The organism is Streptomyces rugosispiralis, assembly GCF_024505145.1.
GTDB classification, from domain to species: Bacteria; Actinomycetota; Actinomycetes; order Streptomycetales; family Streptomycetaceae; genus Streptomyces; species Streptomyces rugosispiralis.
The window spans coordinates 1-19,697 of record NZ_JANIAA010000022.1; the positions used below are offsets into that span (position 1 = coordinate 1).

Annotated in this window: 17 protein-coding genes; 7 read left to right on the top strand and 10 right to left on the bottom strand. The window is 71.0% G+C overall.

The genetic code is table 11. From position 1 onward, the window contains the following. The first annotated feature begins 425 nt into the window (after nt 1–425). Both NP777_RS27715 and NP777_RS27720 read left to right on the top strand, forming a co-directional pair. A complete protein-coding gene (locus tag NP777_RS27715) occupies nt 426–1,682 on the top strand; it encodes a helix-turn-helix transcriptional regulator (RefSeq protein ID WP_256652920.1) in 1,257 nt (418 codons plus the stop codon). A 14-nt stretch (nt 1,683–1,696) separates the two neighbouring features. Continuing rightward, the gene (locus tag NP777_RS27720) at nt 1,697–2,062 is read left to right on the top strand and encodes a hypothetical protein (RefSeq protein ID WP_256652921.1); all 366 of its coding nucleotides are present in this window, start codon (nt 1,697–1,699) and stop codon (nt 2,060–2,062) included. 604 nt (nt 2,063–2,666) lie between these two features. Here NP777_RS27720 and NP777_RS27725 read toward each other — a convergent pair. The 6 genes from NP777_RS27725 to glmS all read right to left on the bottom strand — a co-directional run bounded on the left by NP777_RS27725 (nt 2,667) and on the right by glmS (nt 8,979). Further along, complete coding sequence (locus NP777_RS27725) at nt 2,667–3,446, bottom strand: NUDIX hydrolase (RefSeq protein ID WP_256652922.1); 780 nt, start codon at nt 3,444–3,446, stop codon at nt 2,667–2,669. Nucleotides 3,447–3,503: 57 nt separating this feature from the next. Further along, nucleotides 3,504–4,079: a GNAT family N-acetyltransferase gene (locus NP777_RS27730; protein WP_256652923.1), complete on the bottom strand. Its 576-nt coding sequence runs from the start codon at nt 4,077–4,079 to the stop codon at nt 3,504–3,506. Nucleotides 4,080–4,773: 694 nt separating this feature from the next. Continuing rightward, complete coding sequence (locus NP777_RS27735) at nt 4,774–5,367, bottom strand: TetR/AcrR family transcriptional regulator (protein WP_256652924.1); 594 nt, start codon at nt 5,365–5,367, stop codon at nt 4,774–4,776. A gap of 34 nt (nt 5,368–5,401) precedes the next feature. Continuing rightward, a complete protein-coding gene (locus NP777_RS27740) occupies nt 5,402–6,343 on the bottom strand; it encodes a quinone oxidoreductase family protein (RefSeq protein ID WP_256652925.1) in 942 nt (313 codons plus the stop codon). A 391-nt stretch (nt 6,344–6,734) separates the two neighbouring features. Next, nucleotides 6,735–7,103: a holo-ACP synthase gene (locus tag NP777_RS27745; RefSeq protein ID WP_256652926.1), complete on the bottom strand. Its 369-nt coding sequence runs from the start codon at nt 7,101–7,103 to the stop codon at nt 6,735–6,737. 28 nt (nt 7,104–7,131) lie between these two features. Further along, nucleotides 7,132–8,979 carry a glutamine--fructose-6-phosphate transaminase (isomerizing) gene (glmS, locus tag NP777_RS27750; RefSeq protein ID WP_256652927.1) on the bottom strand — a complete coding sequence of 616 codons (1,848 nt, stop codon included), beginning with the start codon at nt 8,977–8,979 and terminating at the stop codon, nt 7,132–7,134. Nucleotides 8,980–9,110: 131 nt separating this feature from the next. On the opposite strand from glmS, the gene NP777_RS27755 reads away from it, so the two are divergent. The 3 genes from NP777_RS27755 (at nt 9,111) to NP777_RS27765 (ending at nt 12,002) form a co-directional block, all read left to right on the top strand. After that, complete coding sequence (locus tag NP777_RS27755) at nt 9,111–9,953, top strand: hypothetical protein (RefSeq protein ID WP_256652928.1); 843 nt, start codon at nt 9,111–9,113, stop codon at nt 9,951–9,953. A gap of 104 nt (nt 9,954–10,057) precedes the next feature. After that, nucleotides 10,058–11,068 carry a type I pantothenate kinase gene (gene coaA, locus NP777_RS27760; protein WP_256652929.1) on the top strand — a complete coding sequence of 337 codons (1,011 nt, stop codon included), beginning with the start codon at nt 10,058–10,060 and terminating at the stop codon, nt 11,066–11,068. 13 nt (nt 11,069–11,081) lie between these two features. After that, the gene (locus NP777_RS27765; RefSeq protein ID WP_256652930.1) at nt 11,082–12,002 is read left to right on the top strand and encodes a DUF389 domain-containing protein; all 921 of its coding nucleotides are present in this window, start codon (nt 11,082–11,084) and stop codon (nt 12,000–12,002) included. A 306-nt stretch (nt 12,003–12,308) separates the two neighbouring features. On the opposite strand, the gene glmM is transcribed toward NP777_RS27765, so the two are convergent. The 3 genes from glmM to rplM all read right to left on the bottom strand — a co-directional run bounded on the left by glmM (nt 12,309) and on the right by rplM (nt 14,796). Beyond that, nucleotides 12,309–13,667, bottom strand: a complete 1,359-nt coding sequence (gene glmM, locus NP777_RS27770) for a phosphoglucosamine mutase (RefSeq protein ID WP_256652931.1) — start codon at nt 13,665–13,667, stop codon at nt 12,309–12,311. 140 nt (nt 13,668–13,807) lie between these two features. After that, nucleotides 13,808–14,311 carry a 30S ribosomal protein S9 gene (rpsI, locus tag NP777_RS27775; protein WP_037952927.1) on the bottom strand — a complete coding sequence of 168 codons (504 nt, stop codon included), beginning with the start codon at nt 14,309–14,311 and terminating at the stop codon, nt 13,808–13,810. A gap of 41 nt (nt 14,312–14,352) precedes the next feature. Then, entirely contained in the window at nt 14,353–14,796 is a 444-nt protein-coding gene (gene rplM / locus NP777_RS27780; RefSeq protein WP_020869230.1) for a 50S ribosomal protein L13, read from the bottom strand. Nucleotides 14,797–15,547: 751 nt separating this feature from the next. On the opposite strand from rplM, the gene NP777_RS27785 reads away from it, so the two are divergent. Then, nucleotides 15,548–16,414: a hypothetical protein gene (locus tag NP777_RS27785; protein WP_256652932.1), complete on the top strand. Its 867-nt coding sequence runs from the start codon at nt 15,548–15,550 to the stop codon at nt 16,412–16,414. A gap of 38 nt (nt 16,415–16,452) precedes the next feature. Here the strand turns inward: NP777_RS27785 and NP777_RS27790 are convergent, their stop codons facing one another. Continuing rightward, nucleotides 16,453–17,244 (bottom strand): hypothetical protein, encoded by a 792-nt coding sequence (locus NP777_RS27790; RefSeq protein ID WP_256652933.1) that lies wholly within the window; start codon nt 17,242–17,244, stop codon nt 16,453–16,455. Between the two features lie 306 nt (nt 17,245–17,550). Between NP777_RS27790 and NP777_RS27795 the strand changes: the two genes are divergently transcribed. Continuing rightward, nucleotides 17,551–19,650 (top strand): glycosyltransferase family 4 protein, encoded by a 2,100-nt coding sequence (locus NP777_RS27795; RefSeq protein WP_256652934.1) that lies wholly within the window; start codon nt 17,551–17,553, stop codon nt 19,648–19,650. The last annotated feature ends 47 nt before the right edge of the window (nt 19,651–19,697 follow it).

A 19,697-nucleotide genomic window follows, 5' to 3' on the forward strand; every position in this document is an offset into this window, starting at 1 on the left:
CGGCGTTGCCGACCAGCTCGGAGATGATCAGCGTCCCGTCGTCGATGAGGTGACCGAGGTCCCAGGTGTGGAGCGCTGCACGGACGAGTCGGCGAGCGCGGCTCGCTGACGTCGGTTCGCACGGCATCGTTTCGCTGTAGCCCGGCGCGCCGATGGCGTTGGGTCTCGTCGTGGTCATGGACGGGATCTTTCTTCCGGGGCGGGGTACCGCCAGCCCGGCGGCTCTGTCGTCTGGCCGGTGGCTGGTGCCTCGCCATCACGACCGCATCTTGTCGTGGCTCACGCCAGTTCTTGATGCTGACAACGTCAAGGAAACCGCTCCGAGCAGGTGCGCTCCACGGCGTCCATGCGGCAGAGGTGACGCAGAAGCGTGCAGGGTGTGCACACGTCGAGTGGCGGTCCGCGGAGCGGGGAAGGGGAGCCCCATGGGGTTAGCTGAGCGGCGCAAAGCACTGGGGTACAGCCAGGAGGGGCTCGCTCACGTCGTCGGTGTGGACCGCACAACGATCAGCCGCTGGGAGAGCGGGAAAACTGAGATCCAGCCCCAGTTGCGTCCACAGTACGCAGCAGCGCTGCAACTCGACCTTGCCGAACTGGACGCCTGGGTCACCAAACCCCAAGCCACGTTCCAGGAGCCCGTAGTGTCGTGTTCAGTCGACCACTACGGCTCGGGGGATACCGACGACATGATTCGACGCGAGTTCCTACGCGTACTTGCCGTTGCCGGGGCACTGGCCGGTCTGCCGGCCGAGGAGTCGGAGGCGCTCGCGGAAGGAGTGCACCGCCGAGCGTCCGGCGACTTCATCCGGATGAACAACCACCTGTGGCAGGTATATCAACTCGCCCGTGCCAAAGGGGCTGTGCATCCCATCGTCTCCGCACAGCTCGCTGCCCTCACCCAAGCCCTGGACGGACGCTCCGGCAAGGACGGGCAAGCTCTGTGCGGCGCCGCGGCGGACCTCTTCCAGCTTGCCGGTGAGCTGGCTTTCGACGGCAACCGGTATACCGACGCGGCGGCTTCGTACACGCTTGCCGCGTCGGCCGGTAAGGAAGCAGGGTCGTTCGATCTATGGGCTTGTGCTCTCATTCGGCATGCGTACGTCGACGTGTACGAGCGTCGCTACCGGGAGGCCGCGGACATCTTGTCGGTCGCTGAGCGCATTGCTCGCCGAGGGGACAGTTGCCTGTCGACACGACACTGGGTCGCTGCGGTACGGGCTGAGGCGTTCGCGGGACTGGGAGTTCTGACCGCGTGCGAAAGTGCACTCGAGCAGGCCGAGAAGGTCGCGGACATGAACGGATCGGCACAGAACGGCGGGTGGCTCCGCTTCGATGGCTCCCGGCTCGCGGAGGAGCGCGGCGCTCGGTACGTCCAGTTGGGTCGGCTCGACCTCGCTGAGCAGGTGCTTCAGAGCGCCCTTCAGCAAGGTGCCCTGGCAGAGGGCCAGTCCTTTCGGCGCCGAGGTGCCGTGCTCGCGAATCTGGCCGCCATCGGCGTCAAGCGCAAGGACCCGGAGCAGGTTGTCGTCTACGCCCGCAAGGCGATTCATCTGGCGCGAGAATCATCCTCCGGTTACGTCGCTCGTAGACTCCAGGCCCTGCGTACGGACTTCGGGTCCCTCGCTCGCGATGTGCGGGTTGCCGAGTTGGATGCCGAGATCAAGGCATTGAGTGTGAACTGACGAAAGGGGCAGGGATGTCACGGACCGAGGGTGCCCGGCTGTTCCGGGAGGCGTGGATCGCGGGGGTGCGGCGGCACTTTCCCGGGGAGCCCAAGCCGGGTTATGTGACCCCCTGGGAGGAGACCCCGGAGTGGGAGCGGGCGGCTGCCGGGGCGGTGTACGAGCAGGTGAGGCAGTTCCTGGAGGTGAGCGAGGGGCACGCCGGGCGGCTTACGCGGGAGCAGAAGGGGCGCTTCGTCGCTACGTGCTGGACCGCGCAGATGTACCGGCACTTCGAGGACCCGAAGCCCGGGTACGTCGCCGACTGGCCGGATCTTCCCGGCTGGCAGCAGGAGACGGACGCGGACATCTTCGAGGCGATCGAGAAGGACGTCAGCTGACGCGTCTTCTCGCTTCGGCTTGTTCTTGTCGTACAGCCAGCCTGTGAAGACTTGCTCAGGTCCTGGCCGGACAGGGCTGTGAACTGCGTTGGGTCACGGCCGGGTGGCCGCCAATGATGCGGAGGGGCGGGTCACAGGCCCCGGGCCTCACCCTTTCGCGATCAGGACCGCCGACGCGACCCCCGCGTCATGGTTCAGCGAGACGTGCAGGCCCCGCACGGCGCGCCCATCGCCGCGTACGACTGTCAACGGCACTGACGGACACGTGGCGGGACGTACTTGGCTGAGGCTTCCGCGGGGTCCGCTGGGTGTGGGTGCGAGGTGGTTGCTGTGGTGCGCCCGCTGTTCGTGGTGGGTGCCGGGGGCGGGGCCTCCGGGGCGGCGCCCTGGACCGCACATTTACGGCGCCGATGAACGATGACCGTTGGGTGGGCCGGGGATTGGCGCCACAAATATGCGTGAGCGTCCAGGACACCACCCCTCCGACCCCACCCCCTCCCGCCGTCCTGCGGCTACCCGCCTGCTCCCCACAGGTCGAGCACCATCAGGTCGTGCAGGACCGCCGCCGACAACCGACCGGCCCGACGAGCGGACGCGGTACTTCCTATGCCTGGCCCGGCGAGTCGTCGGGCCAGGCGGATGCTGCCTCCGCGTACCGCCGGATGACAAGTTCGAGGTAGTCGGCGTGGGGGCCGGGGATGGTGTCCAGGTCGGCGGGTGAGTGGAGGAGAGCCGTCTCGGCGAACTCGGGTTCACGGCCGAGCGCGGTCTCCGCGGCCACCGTGGCCATGAACCGTTCGGCCAGCACCGACGCGGGCCGGGCCGGGGCGCGGAAGAAGACGCCGATGGTCCCGCGCCCGCCGCGTGTGACGGCCCACAGTTGAAGATCGTGCGGCGCGGCGTCGATGCCGGTCTCCTCGACCAGTTCCCGAGCGGCGTGGCGGCGCAGGGCCGCCTCATCCAGCGGTTCGTGGTCGGCGGGCGGCTCGGCCGATCCGCCCGGCAGCTGCCAGCGGCCGGGAGCCGCCGTCCACGACGACGTGCGGCCCACCAGCAGCCGTCCGTCGTCCGTGGGCTGCAAGACGGCGACGAACAGGGACGGCAGGGCGGACGCCCCCGGCACACGGCGCAGAGCGTAGTGCCGGTACGTCACCGGCGCCCAGGACAGGACGATGTGGTGAGGCTCGTCCCAGTCCAGTGAGGTGCAGGCGACGACAGGCCCGTCAAAAAGACCGGTCGGGTTGGCGCGGGCCATCTCGCCCCAGATACGGTCCGCGGCCCGCTGATGCTCGGGCGAAACCCGCGGCGGGTCGGTCCGGACCATGCGGAGTCGGCGGGGCACCCAGAACGCGACGGGAGCGGATTGCGGTTGCGGGTCGGTCACCGGCTGATCGTAGGCACGAATGAACCGGCCGGGTGAGGCGTCGCCGGTCCTGCGACGTCAGCGCCCGGAGCGGCCTGCCACGTCCAGTTCGAGCACCATCACGTCATGCAGGGCGGCGCCATCCCAGGGGTGGGCCTCCCCCACCTTGCGGTACCCCCACGACCGGTACGCGGCCTGCGCCGCCTCGACGTCCGGCCTTGCGTTGAGCAGCACGCGCTCCGCCGTGGTGTCGGTGAGCACCGCTTCGTGCATCCGGCGTGCCACCCCCAGACGGCGCCACGGGGCCCGTACGGCCAGCTCCATGAGCCCGAACGTCCGTCGTCCGTCCTCACGACGCAGCTCATCGCTGACCGGTGTGGTGAGCCGGTCCCACCAGCCGGTGCTCGGGCTCAGCGGATAGCCATAGGCAATGCCGACCGGCTCACCGTCGCCCGTGCGGGCGAGTGCGGCCGAGAAGGTCTTCTTACGGACCTGTGAACGGAACCGCCGGAAGTTCGCGTCGACCGAGTCCGAAGTCTTGTCGTACGGCGGTTCGGCGAACGCCTCGGCATAGACCAGAGTGAATGCGTCCTCGGCCCGCGCCGCAGCCGCACCGTCCATGCGCTCAATCGAGATCGTCGCTGGTCTCGTCATCAGTCGCCCCCTCTCGTTGTCTCGCGGATACGCTCCACGGCGTCCTGCACAGCGGGGACAGTGATCCACTCGAAGGCATGCAGGCGGCGACGCAGCTTCTCCGAGGCCACCCCGCCACAGCGTCGAGTATGCCCATCATCTCGTGGCATGCCTCCTCCACCTCATTCGTGTCGAACAGCGTCTGCGCGAGTCGGGCCCGGTACCAGGCGGTGTTACGGGTGTAGTCACCGCCGAGCGTAGGAACGGGACGGCCCGCGCGAGCTGTCCTTTGCCGGGCGACCGCAAGGCAGAGCAGACGACTACCTGTCCACGACGAGGACGGCGGCGAATCGTGACCGGGGCCACCGGCGGATGGCCGCGAACGAGGCGGGAGGGGGTGGGGTCGGAGGGGTGGTGTCCTGGACGCTCACGCATATTTGTGGCGCCAATCTCCGGCCCGCCCAACGGTCATCGTTCATCGGCGCCGTAAATGTGCGGTCCAGGGCGCCGCCCCGGAGGCCTCGCCCCCGGCACCCACCACGAACAGCGGGCGCACCACAGCAACCACCCACGCACCCGCACCGAAGACCCCGCACCCGCACCCATCAGACCAGCGCATCCGCACCCCGCACCCATCAGGCCAGCGCACCCGCACCCAGCGGAACCCGCGCCGCAGGGCCGGAGAGGTCACCCCTCGGTGGGCCCAAAACGCCCGCTACCCAACTGGGTGCGTGCAGGAGGACCGCCTGGTGTCACCCACCCCGGCGAGCACGGCACGGGTGACGAGTTCGGCGAAGTCCGGTCCCAGCTCGGCATGGCGAAACAACGCCCGGAAGACGATGGGCGCAGCGAACAGGTCCAGCAGGAGGTCAATGTCGAGCTGGGCTATCTCGCCCCGTTCCTGCGCTCTGCGCAGAGAGACCACGCAGGCATCCCTGCGGGGTTCCCAGAAGATGGCGAGGAATTCCTCGTGCAGCTGGCGATCGTTGGCGAGGTCGGCCAGCAGTGCGGGGATCACGCGGCTGAGGGCGGGATCGGCCATGCCGACGCGCAGCGCCTCCAGATGCCCGACGATGTCGCAGTGCAGGCAGCCGGTGTCGATCTCCACGACGCCGACTCGTTCGTGCGCCATGGCCGCGACGACCAGGTGCTGCTGGCTCTTCCAGCGGCGGCGGATGGCCGGTTTGGTGGTGCCCGCGCGGGCGGCGACGGCCTCCATGGTCAGCGCCGAGTAGCCGACCTCCCGCAGCAGTTCGGACACCGCGGCCAGCACGGCGTGGTCGATGCGCTCGTCGCGTCGGCGTGCCATCGCACCTCCCTGCTGCCGCCGTGATCCGCCCACCTTACCGAGGAAGCAGCACCACCTTGCCGAACGGTGTTCCGCGTTCCAGCAGCTCCAGGGCGTGCTCGGCGTCGGTGAGCGCAAGACGCTGGTGGAGCACGGGTGAGAGCGGGCCCTCGGCCCACAGCGCCGTGATCTCCCGCCAGGAGCGGCGCAACTCCTGTGGTGTCACCGAGTTCAGGCTGAACGCCAGCAGCGTCGGCGACTTGTGGAATTCGCTCAGCAGCGTGGCGAGAAGGTCTTCGTCCGGAGCGCCACCGGCGCCGCCACACATCACATAGCGTCCGTTGTCGCGCAGCAGCTTCAGGTACCGGCCCATGTCCGGGCCCGCGACCGTGTCCACGATCACGTCGTAGGTCTGGTCGGGGACGGCGGAGGCGGTCCGGTTCACGATCCGCGCGGCGCCCAACTCCAGCAGACGCTCGCCACGGGCCGCTGAGGAAGTGACCGCAGTGACCTCGGCCCCACGAGCGGATGCGATCTGTGTTGCCAGCGAACCGATTCCGCCGCCCGCACCGCGGACGAGAACGCGTTCGCCTGCCGCCATCCCCGCTCGGTGCAGCGCGATCTCGGCGACGAGTGCGTTCACACCCAGCGCGACCGCTTCGGCGGCGTCGGCCTCCTGCGGCACCGGCAGGACCCGGTCCGCGTCGACGACGACTCTCTCGGCGTAACCGCCGAGGCCGGGCAGGGCCAGTACCCGCCGGCCGACCAGCTCGCCGGGCGCACCCGGTCCGGCCTCCTGCACTCGGCCGACGACCTCCACCCCTGGCACGGAGCCCGGACCGGGAATGCCCCGGTACTCGCCTCGGCTGAGCATGACGTCGACATAGCCCGCGCCGATCACGTCTGCCTCGACGAGTACCTGGCCGGGCCCGGGTGCCGGCTGTGGCACATCGATCAGGCCAAGCACCCCGGACGGCTGCACAACCGCTGCTCGCATAGTGATCACCCTCAATACGTTCCGATCCGCATCGGAACGATACGACGGTATGGGCACCCTGTTCAAGGTCCTCGTCACGAGAAGCACCGCGCGGGTGGTCGCTGTCACCGGCGGATAGCCGCCAGACGGCGGGAGGGGGTGGGGTCGGAGGGGTGGGGTCCTGGACGCTCACGCATATTTGTGGCGCCAATCCCCGGCCCACGCAAGCCCCCGGCCAACGGCGCCGTAAATGTGCGGTCCAGGGCGCCGCCCCGGAGGCCCCGCCCCCGGCACCCACCACGAACAACGGGCGCACCACAGCAACCACCACGCACCCGCACCGAAGACCCCGCACCCGCACCCCGCACCCATCAGACCAGCGCACCCGCACCCAGCGGAACCCGCGGAAGCCTCACCCCTCCGCGATCACCACCGCCGACGCGACCCCCGCGTCATGGCTCAGGGAGACGTGCAGGCCCCGCACCCCCAGCCGTTCCGCGCACACGGCGACCGTGCCGCGGACCGAGAGGCGGGGGCGGCCGCTCGGCTCGGTGAGCACCTCGGCGTCGGTCCAGCGCAGGCCGCCGGGGGCGCCCAGGGACTTGGCCAACGCCTCCTTGGCCGCGAAGCGGGCGGCCAAGGAGGCCATGCCGCGGCGCTCCCCGCTCGGCAGCCACAGCTCGCGCTCGACGAACAGGCGGTCCGCCATGCCGGGGGTGCGCCGCAGCGCGTCGTCGAAGCGGTCGATCTCGGCGACGTCGATACCGACGCCGATGATCACGGCGTCATCCGAGGGACCACTCGACGGCTCACTCGACCGTCACCGACTTCGCCAGGTTCCTCGGCTGGTCGACCTCGTTGCCCCGCGCCGTCGCCAGCTCGCACGCGAAGACCTGCAGCGGCACGGTCGCGACCAGGGGCTGCAGCAGCGTGGGCGTGGCGGGGATCTCGATGAGGTGGTCGGCGTACGGGGCGACCGTCTCGTCGCCGCGCTCGGCGATCACGATGGTGCGGGCGCCCCGGGCCCGGATCTCCTGGATATTGGAGACGATCTTGTCGTGGAGCACCGACCGCCCACGCGGCGACGGGACGACCACGACCACCGGCACATCCTGCTCGATCAGCGCGATCGGCCCGTGCTTGAGCTCGCCCGCCGCGAACCCCTCCGCGTGCATGTACGCGAGTTCCTTGAGCTTGAGCGCGCCCTCCAGGGCTACGGGGAAGCCGACGTGGCGCCCGAGGAACAGCACGGTGTTCTTCTCGGCCAGGGTGCGGGCCAGCTCCCGGACCGGCTCCATGGTCTCCAGGACCTCTTCCACCTGCGTCGCGATCTCCGACAGCTCGCGGATCACGGAGAGGATCTCGTCGCCCCACTTGGTGCCGCGCACCTGGCCCAGGTAGAGAGCCACCAGGTAGCAGGCCACCAGCTGGGTGAGGAACGCCTTGGTGGAGGCGACGGCCACCTCGGGACCGGCGTGGGTGTAGAGCACCGCGTCCGACTCGCGCGGAATCGTGGAGCCGTTCGTATTGCAGATGGCCAGCACCTTCGCGCCCTGCTCACGGGCGTGCCGCAGCGCCATCAGGGTGTCCATGGTCTCGCCGGACTGCGAGATGGCGATCACCAGCGTCCGCTGGTCCAGGATCGGGTCGCGGTAGCGGAACTCGCTGGCCAGCTCCGTCTCGCAGGGGATCCGGGTCCAGTGCTCGATGGCGTACTTGGCGATCATGCCCGCGTGGTACGCGGTGCCGCACGCCACGATCACGACCTTGCTGACCTCGCGCAGCACCGAGGCCGGGATGCGCACCTCGTCCAGGCAGAGGTTCCCGGCCAGGTCGATCCGGCCGAGCAGGGTGTCCGCGACGGCCTTCGGCTGCTCGGCGATCTCCTTGAGCATGAAGTAGTCGTAGCCGCCCTTCTCGGCGGCGGAGGCGTCCCAGTCCACGTGGTACGGCCGGACCTCGGCCGGCGCCCCGTGGAAGTCGGTGACGGTCACACCGTCCCGGCGGGCCTCCACGACCTGGTCCTGGCCCAGCTCGATGGCCTCGCGGGTGTGGGCGATGAAGGCGGCCACATCGGAGGCGAGGAACGCCTCCTCCTCGCCGACGCCGACGACCAGCGGCGAGTTGCGGCGTGCCCCGACCACCACATCGGGCGCGTCCGCGTGCACCGCGACCAGCGTGAAGGCGCCCTCCAGCCGGCGGCACACCTGCCGCATCGCCTCGGCGAGGTCGCCGCAGGACGAGAACGACTCGGCGAGCAGATGCGCCACGACCTCGGTGTCGGTCTCGGAGGCCAGCTCATGGCCGCGCTCGGCCAGCTCGGCGCGGAGCGCGGCGAAGTTCTCGATGATGCCGTTGTGGACGACGGAGACCCGGCCCGCGTTGTCCAGGTGCGGATGGGCGTTGGCGTCGGTCGGGCCACCGTGGGTGGCCCAACGGGTGTGGCCGATGCCGGTGCCCCCGGTGGGCAGCGGCCGGTCGGCCAGCTCCTTCTCCAGGTTGCCCAGCTTGCCCGCCTTCTTGGCCGCCGCCAGCCCCCCGTCGGCCAGCACGGCGACGCCCGCCGAGTCATAGCCGCGGTACTCCAGCCGCTTGAGCCCGGCGAGGACGACATCGAGGGCCGACTGCCCTCCCACATAACCAACGATTCCGCACATGGACGCAGCGTACGACCCCCGGGGCGACAGGCCGACCACCGGCCACGCGCAGGCCCCTCTCATGCCATGCATAATGCGCACGAGCGGCCGGGGGGCCGCCCTTTCACTTTCACATTCCCGGGGGGGGGATCGTGCGTCGTATCGCCATGTCGTCCGCCGCCGTGCTGCTTCTCGCGCTCGGCACCGGCTGTTCATCGGGTTCGAACGAGGAGGCTCGCGTCACCGAGAAGCCGGGCGGGAGGGCCGGAGCGAAAGCGTCCGCAACAAAAGGCACGGATGGCACGGATGGCAGACCCGTCGACATCGTCCGCGCCGCCGTGAAGAAGGCCCGCGCCACCAGCGCCCGGATCGACGAGACCATCGTGACCCGCGGCCGGGGTGAGGAATTCACCCTTTCCCTGGCGGGCCCGTTCGACCTGGCCGCCGGCAAGGGCGAACTGTCGGTCGACTTCCCGGGCGGCGCGGTCGATCACATGGACGAGGTCTTCAGCGGGGGCAAGGTCTATCTCACCCAGACCGTTCCCAAGGGCCACTGGGCGGTCATCGACCGCGACCAGGCCAGGGCCCACTCCCTGCTGCGAGCCCCGCTGAACGACCCCGAACACGTGCTGCGCCAGGTATCGGCCATCCGCGACGTGTCGGACCGGGGCACGACCACGATCGACGGCCGTCCGGTGCACCTCTACGGCGGCACGCTCGACTACCGGGCGCTCACCCTCGGCCTGGTGGACGAGCGCCGTAAGCAGCTCGACACGGTCCGGAAGGCGTTGGGCGGTGGGCTGCCGGCGTCCGTGCTGGTCTGGGTGGACGAGGAGGGGCGACCGGCCCGGGTCGAACTGACGGCCATGCTGCAGACGGCGAACGTCACCACCACCATGAACCTGACCGACTTCGGCAAGCCCGTGAAGGTGAGGGTCCCGGAGGCGTCCAGGACCACCCCGACCGACTCCGTCTCGGGCGTGCTCCCCGGGTGACATCCCCCGGCCCGGGGTGACATCCCCCGGCCCCGGGCCCGGGGTGACCGACCCCACGCCTCAACACCGCTCACTCGGCGGGTCCCTGCCACGACAATGAGAGGGTGATCACGTCAACCGCGCGCGAGGCGCGCACCGTGCGCGGCCCGCAGCGGCGGGGCGGCGAGGCGACTCCGTATGTGGACCTGTCCCGCGCCGAGTGGAGTGCGCTGCGGGACAAGACGCCGCTGCCACTGACCGCCGACGAGGTCGAGAAGCTGCGGGGACTCGGCGATGTCATCGACCTCGACGAGGTGCGGGATGTCTATCTGCCGCTGTCCCGGCTGCTCAACCTCTATGTGGCCGCCACCGGCAATCTGCGCGGCGCGCTCAACACCTTCCTGGGCGACACCAAGCGGGGCAACGGGGCCCAGCCCGGTACGCCGTTCGTGATCGGCGTGGCGGGGAGCGTCGCGGTCGGCAAGTCGACCACCGCGCGGCTGCTCCAGGCGCTGCTGGCCCGCTGGCCCGAGCATCCGCGGGTGGAGCTGGTCACCACGGACGGCTTTCTGTACCCCAACGACGAGCTGCGGCGCCGCGGGCTGATGTCCCGCAAGGGGTTCCCCGAGAGCTACGACCGCAGGGCGCTGACCCGCTTCGTCGCCGATGTGAAGGCGGGCCGGGCGGAGGTGTCGGCGCCGGTCTACTCCCATCTGATCTACGACATCGTGCCGGACGAGCGGCTGACCGTGCACCGCCCCGACATCCTGATCGTCGAGGGGCTCAATGTGCTGCAGCCCGCGCTGCCGGGCAAGGACGGGCTGACCCGGGTGGGGCTCGCGGACTTCTTCGACTTCAGCGTGTACGTGGACGCCCGGACCGAGGACATCGAGCGCTGGTACCTGGGCCGCTTCAAGAAGCTGCGGGAGACGGCCTTCCAGGACCCGTCCTCGTACTTCCGCAAGTACACCCAGGTCTCGGAGGAGGAGGCGCTGGACTACGGGCGGATGATCTGGCGGACCATCAACAAGCCGAATCTGCAGCAGAATGTGCAGCCTACGCGGGGGCGGGCCACGTTGGTGCTGCGCAAGGGGCCGGATCACAAGGTGCAGCGGCTGTCCCTGCGCAAGCTGTGAGGAGCGTCGGGCCATGCTGCACTTGAGGTTGATCGTCCCCGCCGAGCGCACCGAGGACGTGGTGCGCACGATCGAGAAGACGGTCGGCACCACCCATCTGGTGGTGCTGCCGGGCGCCGCCCGCGACCCCGCGGGGGACGTCGTCATGTGCGACGTGGCACGCGAGGCCGGGGACGCCCTGCTGGGCGAGCTGCGTGAGCTGGGCCTCGACGAGGCCGGTTCGATCGCGGTGGAGAACATCGATCTGTCGCTGTCCAAGCGCGCCGACAAGGCGGAGGAGGAGGCGCCGGGCGAGGGCGCGGACGCGGTCCTGTGGGAGCACCTGGCGGACGCCACCCACGAGGAGTCCACGCTCTCGGTCACCTATCTCGCCTTCCTCGTCCTCGCGACGATGATCGCGGCCTGCGGTGTGGTGCTGGACAATGCGATCCTGATCGTCGGCGCGATGGCGGTCGGCCCCGAGTTCGGGCCGCTGGCGGGGCTGTGCACCGCGCTGGTGCGGCGTGCGCCGCGGCTGGCCGCCCGCTCGGCGATCGCGCTGCTGGTCGGGTTCGCGGCGGCGATGGCGCTGACCACCGGCTTCAGCGTCGCGATGGACGCGGTGGGTCTCTTCGGCAAGGACATGCTGGAGCGCGCCCGGCCGAACACGGACTTCATCTGGAAGCCGGACATGTTCTCGTTCGTGGTCGCCGTGCTCGCGGGGATCGCCGGGACGCTCTCGCTGACCTCGGCGAAGTCCGGCGCGCTGGTGGGCGTGGCGATCTCGGTGACCACGGTGCCGGCGGCGGCCAACGCGGCGGTGGCGCTCGGGTACGGCGAGATCGACCAGATGTGGGGCTCGACGGAGCAGCTGCTGCTGAATCTGGTGGGGATCGTGGTGGCGGGGACGCTGACGCTGATGACGCAGAAGGTGTTGTGGGGGCGGCGGGGGTAGCCCCCACCCCGCCCCTTCCCGCAGCGTCGATATGCGGCTCCGCCGCGTGGCGGGGCTCCGCCCCGGACCCCGCTCCTCAAGCTCCCCCGGCTACCGCTGGGAGGTGCCCCCGGAGGGGCTGGATTCTCCAGCTCCTCCGGCGCGAGAAGTCCGGTGCGGTTCGGTCGCGCCCCGAAGGGCCGCGGGGCTGTGTCGTTGTGCGGCTCCGCCACAGCTGTGTCGTTGTGCGGCTCCGCCACGTGGGCGACCAGCCACGACGCGGCCGCGGATGAACGACCGCACCTCGCGCCGCTTCCCGCGGAGCGCTCAGCCCAAGGCCGACTTGACCGCGTCCGCCAGGCGCCCGGCCACCGAACGGGCCTGCTCGATGTCGGCGGCCTCGACCATGACCCGCACCAGCGGCTCCGTGCCCGAGGGGCGGAGCAGCACCCGGCCGGTCTCGCCCAGCTCGCGCTCGGCCTCGGCGACGGCCGCGGCCACATCCCCGCTGGAGGAGACCCGGGACTTGTCCACGTCGGGGACGTTGACCAGCACCTGCGGCAGCCGCTCCATGACGCCCGCGAGGTCGGCCAGGGTGCGGCCGGTCGCGGCGACGCGGGCCGCCAGCAGCAGGCCGGTGAGGGTGCCGTCACCCGTCGTGGCGTGGTCGAGGACGATGACGTGCCCGGACTGCTCGCCGCCCAGGGCGTAGCCGCGGGACTTCATCTCCTCCAGGACGTAGCGGTCCCCGACCGCCGTCTGGACCAGCTCGACGCCCTCCCGCTTCATGGCCAGCTTGAAGCCGAGGTTGGACATCACGGTGCCGACCACCGTGTCCCCGCGCAGCTCGCCCGCCTCGCGCATGGCCAGGGCCAGGACGGCGAGGATCTGGTCGCCGTCGACCTCGCGGCCCACGGCGTCCACCGCGAGACAGCGGTCGGCGTCCCCGTCGTGGGCGATGCCGAGGTCCGCGCGGTGCTCCACGACGGCCGCCTGGAGCCGGGCGAGGTGGGTGGAGCCGTAGCCGTCGTTGATGTTGAGCCCGTCAGGGTCGGTGCCGATCGTCACGACCTCGGCCCCGGCCCGCGCGAACGCCTCCGGGGAGACCCGGGCGGCGGCGCCGTGCGCCCCGTCGATGACGACCTTGAGGCCGTCGAGCCGGTTGGGGAGGACGCCGACCAGATGGGCCACATAGGCGTCGAAGCCCTCGTCGTAGTCCCGGACCCGGCCCACCCCGCCGCCGGTCGGCCGGTCCCACGGCTCGCCGGAGGCATGGGCGCGGTAGGTGGTCTCGATACGGTCCTCCAGCTCGTCGGCCAGCTTGTGGCCGCCGCGGGCGAAGAACTTGATGCCGTTGTCGGGCATCGGGTTGTGGCTCGCGGAGAGCATCACCCCGAGGTCCGCGTCCAGCGCCCCGGTCAGATGCGCGACGGCGGGCGTGGGCAGCACGCCGACCCGCAGTACGTCCACCCCGGCGCTGGCCAGCCCCGCCACCATGGCCGCCTCCAGGAACTCCCCGGACGCTCGCGGATCCCGCCCGACCACCGCCACCGGCCGATGGCCCTCGAAGGTTCCCGCCTCGGCGAGCACATGCGCCGCCGCTACCGACAGGCCGAGCGCCATCTCAGCCGTCAGATCGGCGTTCGCGACGCCGCGCACACCATCCGTACCGAAGAGTCGTCCCACTGGTGTCCTCCGAAGTTACGAGCTGGGGGGCAGAAGCTTGCTTGTAGGTATACGCCCCCCGGTGGCGATAGCCGAACGCCCCGGAGGCACAGGTGGTGCCGCCGGGGCGTTCGGGTGAAGCAGCGGTGCCGCGATGGGCGTCAGCGCTTGCTGTACTGCGGCGCCTTACGGGCCTTCTTCAGACCGGCCTTCTTACGCTCGGTGGCGCGGTCGTCACGGGTCAGGAAGCCGGCCTTCTTGAGGGGGCCGCGGTTGTTGTCCACGTCCGCCTCGTTCAGCGCACGGGCGATGCCCAGGCGCAGCGCCCCGGCCTGGCCGGAGACGCCGCCGCCCGAGATGCGGGCGATGACGTCGTAGCGGTCGTCCAGCTCGAGCACCTTGAAGGGCTCGTTGACTTCCTGCTGGTGCACCTTGTTGGGGAAGTACTCCTCGAGAGTACGACCGTTGATCTTCCACTGCCCGCTGCCCGGCACGATGCGGACACGCGCCACGGCGTTCTTGCGGCGCCCGGTGCCGGCGGCAGGCTGCGGGTCACCGAAGCGGGAAGCGAGCGACTCGGAGGTGTACTCCGACTCGACCGTCTCGACGCTCTCGGTGGTGTACTCCTCGACATCGAGGGGGGTCTCGGCGGTGGTCTCGGCCACGATGCTCCTCAGATTCTCTTCGTCGTAAGGGGTGGCCGGGACTACTGCGCGACCTGGGTGATCTCGAACGGAACCGGCTGCTGAGCGGCGTGCGGGTGCTGGTCGCCCGAGTACACCTTCAGCTTCGAGAGCATCTGACGGCCCAGGGTGTTCTTGGGGAGCATGCCCTTGATGGCCTTCTCGACGGCCTTCTCCGGGTTCTTCTCCAGCAGCTCGTCATAGCGGATGGAGCGCAGACCACCCGGGTAGCCGGAGTGGCGGTACGCCATCTTCTGGGTCCGCTTGTTGCCGGAGAGGTGCACCTTGTCGGCGTTGATGATGATGACGAAGTCACCAGCGTCGACATGCGGCGCGTACACCGGCTTGTGCTTGCCCCGCAGGAGGGTGGCGGCCTGGGTGGCCAGGCGGCCCAGAACCACGTCGGTGGCGTCGATGACATGCCACTGACGCTGAACGTCGCCGGGCTTGGGGCTGTACGTACGCACGGTCGTAGCCTTCGCTTCTTCAGTGAGTGGAGTCTCCCCGGGCCCGCGAGGGCCGGGAGGACAGGTCCGGACAAGGCCACCCGGACGATCACGACAGCCGTGGCCGCACCTCGGTGACGCATGCCGAGTGCTTGCCGCTGGTCATCGGCCCGGTGGACCGGCGTAACGGCCTCTCACGTGAGAACGAGCAAGCCAATACGCATAACGAACTGGCAGAATACCGGCCCGCCCCCACCCGGGTCAAAACGCCCCCGCGCCACCGCGAACCCGGCCACGCGCCGCATTGAGGCCCGGGACCCCGGCCCGGTCCGGACGCCCCGACGGACGCCCCGACGGGCCCCGGCCGGGCCCGGACGCCCCCCACGGGTCCCGGCCACCGACCGAAGATGCCTGCCCACGGGGCACCGAGGGCCTCCCCCGCGCCGACGGCGGCATCAGGGCTTCCCGCCCTCGTACGCGAGGGCCGGGGGGCGGGAAGCCCACGTTGACCAAAACGCCCTCACGCCGGTCAAAACGCCCCCGCGCCACTCCGCGAACCTGCCCGCGGCCCGCCGTTCGGGGCCGGGGGCCCGGCCGGGCCCGGACGCCTCCCACGGGCCCCGGCCCGGTCCGGACGCCTCCCACGGGCCCCGGCTGCCGCCGGGAGGGCTTCGTCGGGGGGTGGGCGCGGACCGGGCCGGGCCGGGGGTGGGGTGGAAGAGGGGCCGCCGGTGGGGCCACCTTGTCACCCGGCCGGTCTAAGATGCGCGCCATGAGCTTTGGGCAAGGGGGGCCTTACGGGCCCGGGGGTTCTCAGGCGCCTCAGCCGTCGACGCCGGACTGGGCGGCGCTCGCCGATCAGTCCGCCGCGCGCAACCGCCGCCGCAAGTTGCTCTTCATCGGGGGCGGGGCGCTGGCGACCGCCGCCGTCGCCGCGATCGTCGCCACCGCCGTGGTCAGCAGCGGCCACAAGGACAGCGGCGGCGGCGATTCGGCCGGTGGGCTGCCGACCCCGCAGGACCTGCCCAGCGAGTCGGCGACGCCCGAGCCGACCTTCTCCGATGTGGCCCCGCCCGCGCCGCCGAAGCCGCTGGACATCATCTCCAGCGCCCGGCGGGACAGGGCGCCGCTGAGCGCGGGCAGCCTCTTCCCCGACAAGAGCGCCGCGAAGGACGACCGCTCGTACACCAAGGCGGCGTCCGCCTCCACCACCAGCTGCTCGGCCGCGACCCAGGGGGCGCTCGGCCCGGTGCTGGCGAACAACGGCTGCCGCAAGCTGCTGCGGGCCACCTTCACCCGGGACGGCGTCGCGGTGACGGTCGGTGTCGCCGTGTTCGACGGCAAGGCGGCGGCCGAGAAGGCCAAGGACGGGTACCAGCCGAACGTCGCCTCGCTCTCCGGCGGGGGCGTCCCGGCCTTCTGCCGCCGGACGGCCTGCCAGAGCTCGGCGAACGCGATCGGGCGGTACGCCTACTTCACGATCTCCGGCTATACGTCGGGCAAGGCGGTCACCTCGTCGGACACCGCCGCCCTCCAGGCGGGCCGCGACGTGGCCGACTACACCTTCCGCCAGATCCTGGCCCGGGGCAGCGCCCAGGCGTCGGCGGAGGCCGCCTCGGCCGCCTCCGCCGCCAACTGAGACCGGACCGCCGACGGAAGACCGGCCGCCGGGCGGCGCTACGACGCGGCGCCCTTCGTGGCCTTCGCCACCTTCGCCACCTGCGCGTCCACCAGCGCGGTCGGGATCTCGGACTTCGCCGGGTCCGCGATGTTCACCCCGAAGAACACCGTCACCTGCGGCCCGGTCCGCACGACCGTGAACTTGATGACGGCGTTCTCCTTGCCCGCGTCGTGCAGGCTGAAGGCCACCGCCTCGTCCCCGGCCTCCGGCGCGTCCAGCGGTGTCACCTTCGTGACGTCCGCCTTCACGCCCGTGCCGTCCTCGGCCGGGAAGCCACCCCGACAGGCGCTTACGGCGTCGCGCAGGTCCTTCACCGTGCGCTCGGCGTCACCCGGTGCGTAGGAGGAGATCCGGATCAGGCCGGTGGAGCCGATCTGCGCCTTGGTGAGGTCGGTGGCGTAGGCGCGGTGGACGCTGGCCTTGGGCGCCGGGTCGTACCGGGTCCCGATCAGCGCGGCCAGCGGCTGGCACGCGGCCTTGCCGGTCTTGGCCGAGCCGCCCTCGCTGACCTCCTTGTCCGTCATCTTCTGCACCTCGAGCCCCTTGACCTCGCCATTGGTCAGGGCGGCCCGCTCCAGGGCGGACGCGGACAGCGGCTTCGCGGCCGGGTCGGAACTCGCGGCCTCGTCCCCCTGCGAGGCGCCGCCGTTCCGCCCGGCGCTGCCCGCCTGCTTCGCGCCGTCCGCCTTGCCGTCGCCGGAGTCGCTGCCGCATCCGGTCATCAGCCCCAGCGCCGCCACCACCGCGATGGCCACGCCCACGGTCCGCTTCGCACCGGAGTCGTTCATTCCTCTGTCCACCCCTGGTCGGTATCGGGCCCGTACGGCCACCGCACGGACACCCCGCAGACTCCCAGACCCCGGGAAAGGTTGTAATCCCTTTCGCCAATGTGGTGGATCCCATATCACCACGCGCATAAGCAACCTTCGCGGCCCCAGCCAGTCTTACGGACCGATCAATCCTTACTGGTTCCATACCGGCATCACACCGGCCCCATATCGGCGCAATGCAGCCTGGCTCGGAACCAGAAACGAAGCACGGCCTCGGAGGGGAGGGCACGTCGCGGCAGTTCAGCCTGCCGCGCGTACATCACCATGAAGATTTCTTTCCTGCTCCACAACGCCTATGGCATCGGCGGAACCATCCGGTCGACCTTCAATGTGGCCGGGGCGCTCGCCGCCCACCACACCGTGGAGATCGTCTCCCTGATCCGCACCATCGACACCCCGAACCTCCCCCTCCACCCCGCCGTGCGGCTCAGCCCCCTGATCGATCTGCGCCCCCAGGAGAACCCACCCCACACCGGGCGCCGCGCCGCCGACCTCGGCCATCCGCTGCTGACCCGGCCCAGCGCCCACATCCCCGCCGCCGAGGCCAAGGGCACCACCAACTTCAACGCGCTCACCGACGAACGCGTCGCCGAGTACCTCGACCGCACCGACGCCGATGTCGTCATCGCCACCCGCCCCGGCCTGGTCATCTATCTCGCCGCGCTCGGCCGCACCGGCCGCTTTCTGCGGATCGGCCAGGAGCACCGCCTCTACGGCACCCACCGCGCCGAGATCCGCGCCGCCTGCGACGCCGCCATCCCCCACCTCGACGCGTACACCTCCGTCTCCGAGGCCGACGCGGCCACCCACCGGGCCCACCTCCCCGGTGTCGGCACCCGGCTGACCGCCCTGCCCAACGGGGTGCCCGCCACCGGGATCGAGCCCTCCGACGGCCGCGCCAAACTCGTCGTGGCCGCGGGCCGGCTGATCCCCGTCAAGCGCTACGACCTGCTGGTGGCCGCCTGGGAGACGGTGGCCGCCAAACACCCCGACTGGCGGTTGCGCATCTACGGCCGCGGCCCCCAACTCCCCGCGCTGCGCCGCCAGATCGACGAGCTCGGACTGGCCGGCCACATCACCCTGATGGGCGCCCACTCCCCCATCGAGACCGAGTGGGCCAAGGGCGCGATCGCCGCCGTCACCTCCCGCGAGGAGTCGTTCGGCATGACGATCGTCGAGGCGATGCACTGCGGGGTGCCCGTGGTCGCCACCGACTGCCCGCACGGTCCTGGTGAGATCATCACCGATGGCCGGGACGGGCTGCTGGTGCCGGTCGGCGACGCCGACGGGATCGCCAAGGGGCTGCTGACCCTGATCGAGGACGACGAACTGCGCCGCTCGATGGGCGCGGCGGCCCGGATCGCGGCGCAGCGATACGCGCCCGAACGCGTGGCGGCCGGCTACGAGCGGCTCATCGAGGAGCTGCACACCGCCCGCTCCACCGCGGCCCCGGCCCACCGGCGCCGTACGGCCGTGCCGTTGCGGGGCCGTACGGCCGGAGCGCCGCTGACCGGCACCCTCAAGGACGCGGTCAAGCAACTGATCCGCAAGCCCCTGCGGCCCGTCGCGTCCTGCCGGGTCACCGCCGAGGGCGATCTGTCGGTGCTGCTGGAGCCCGCCGGTCTGCACGGCGGCGAGTTCGAACTGACCGTCACCCGCCGCAAGAGCGACGAGCCCCCCTTCCGCGTACCGCTGCTGCCCCCGGTCGGCGGCGCGCCGTCCGCACCCTGGACGGCCACGCTCGACCGCGCGACGCTCGACCTCGACGAGGGCCGCTGGGATCTGCATGTGATCCGCCCCTCCGACGGGGTGCGCCGCCGGGTCGGCTGCCGCTTCGCCGAGGGGCGCGGGCTGCTGGACCTGGAGCCGCTGCCCGGCTCCCCGTTCACCTGGTGGATCCCCTACTCCACCGTCGACGGCTATCTCGCGCTGCGCGCCTGGCGGCGCCCGGCCCACGCCGAGGCCCGGGTGATCCGCCTGGACGCCGAGGGGCTCGCCGTCGAAGGCACCCTGCACGGGGCGCGCTTCGGGCCCGACGCCGCCCCGACCGCGGTGGCCACCCCGTCCAAGGGCCCGGCCCGCCCGTTCCTCACCGGGGTCACCGCGCTCGACGGCGGACGGTTCCGCTTCACCGTTCCGTACGAGCGGATCCGGGAGGCCCGCGACGGCGAAGAGGGCGCCGCCGGGTGGACCCTGACGCTCCATAAGTCCGCCCGGGGCGGGACCCCGATCCGGATCGGACGCGTCGTCGGCGACATCGTGGACCGCGACAAAACGGACCTCTTCCCGATCACTCACGGTGTCCGCCCCCACCTCACCCGCACCGGTGACCTCGCCATCATCTCCGTCACCACAGGGAATTGAGGGACTCGGTCCAAAGGTGCCGTGTTTGCCGCCCAGATCACCGGTAA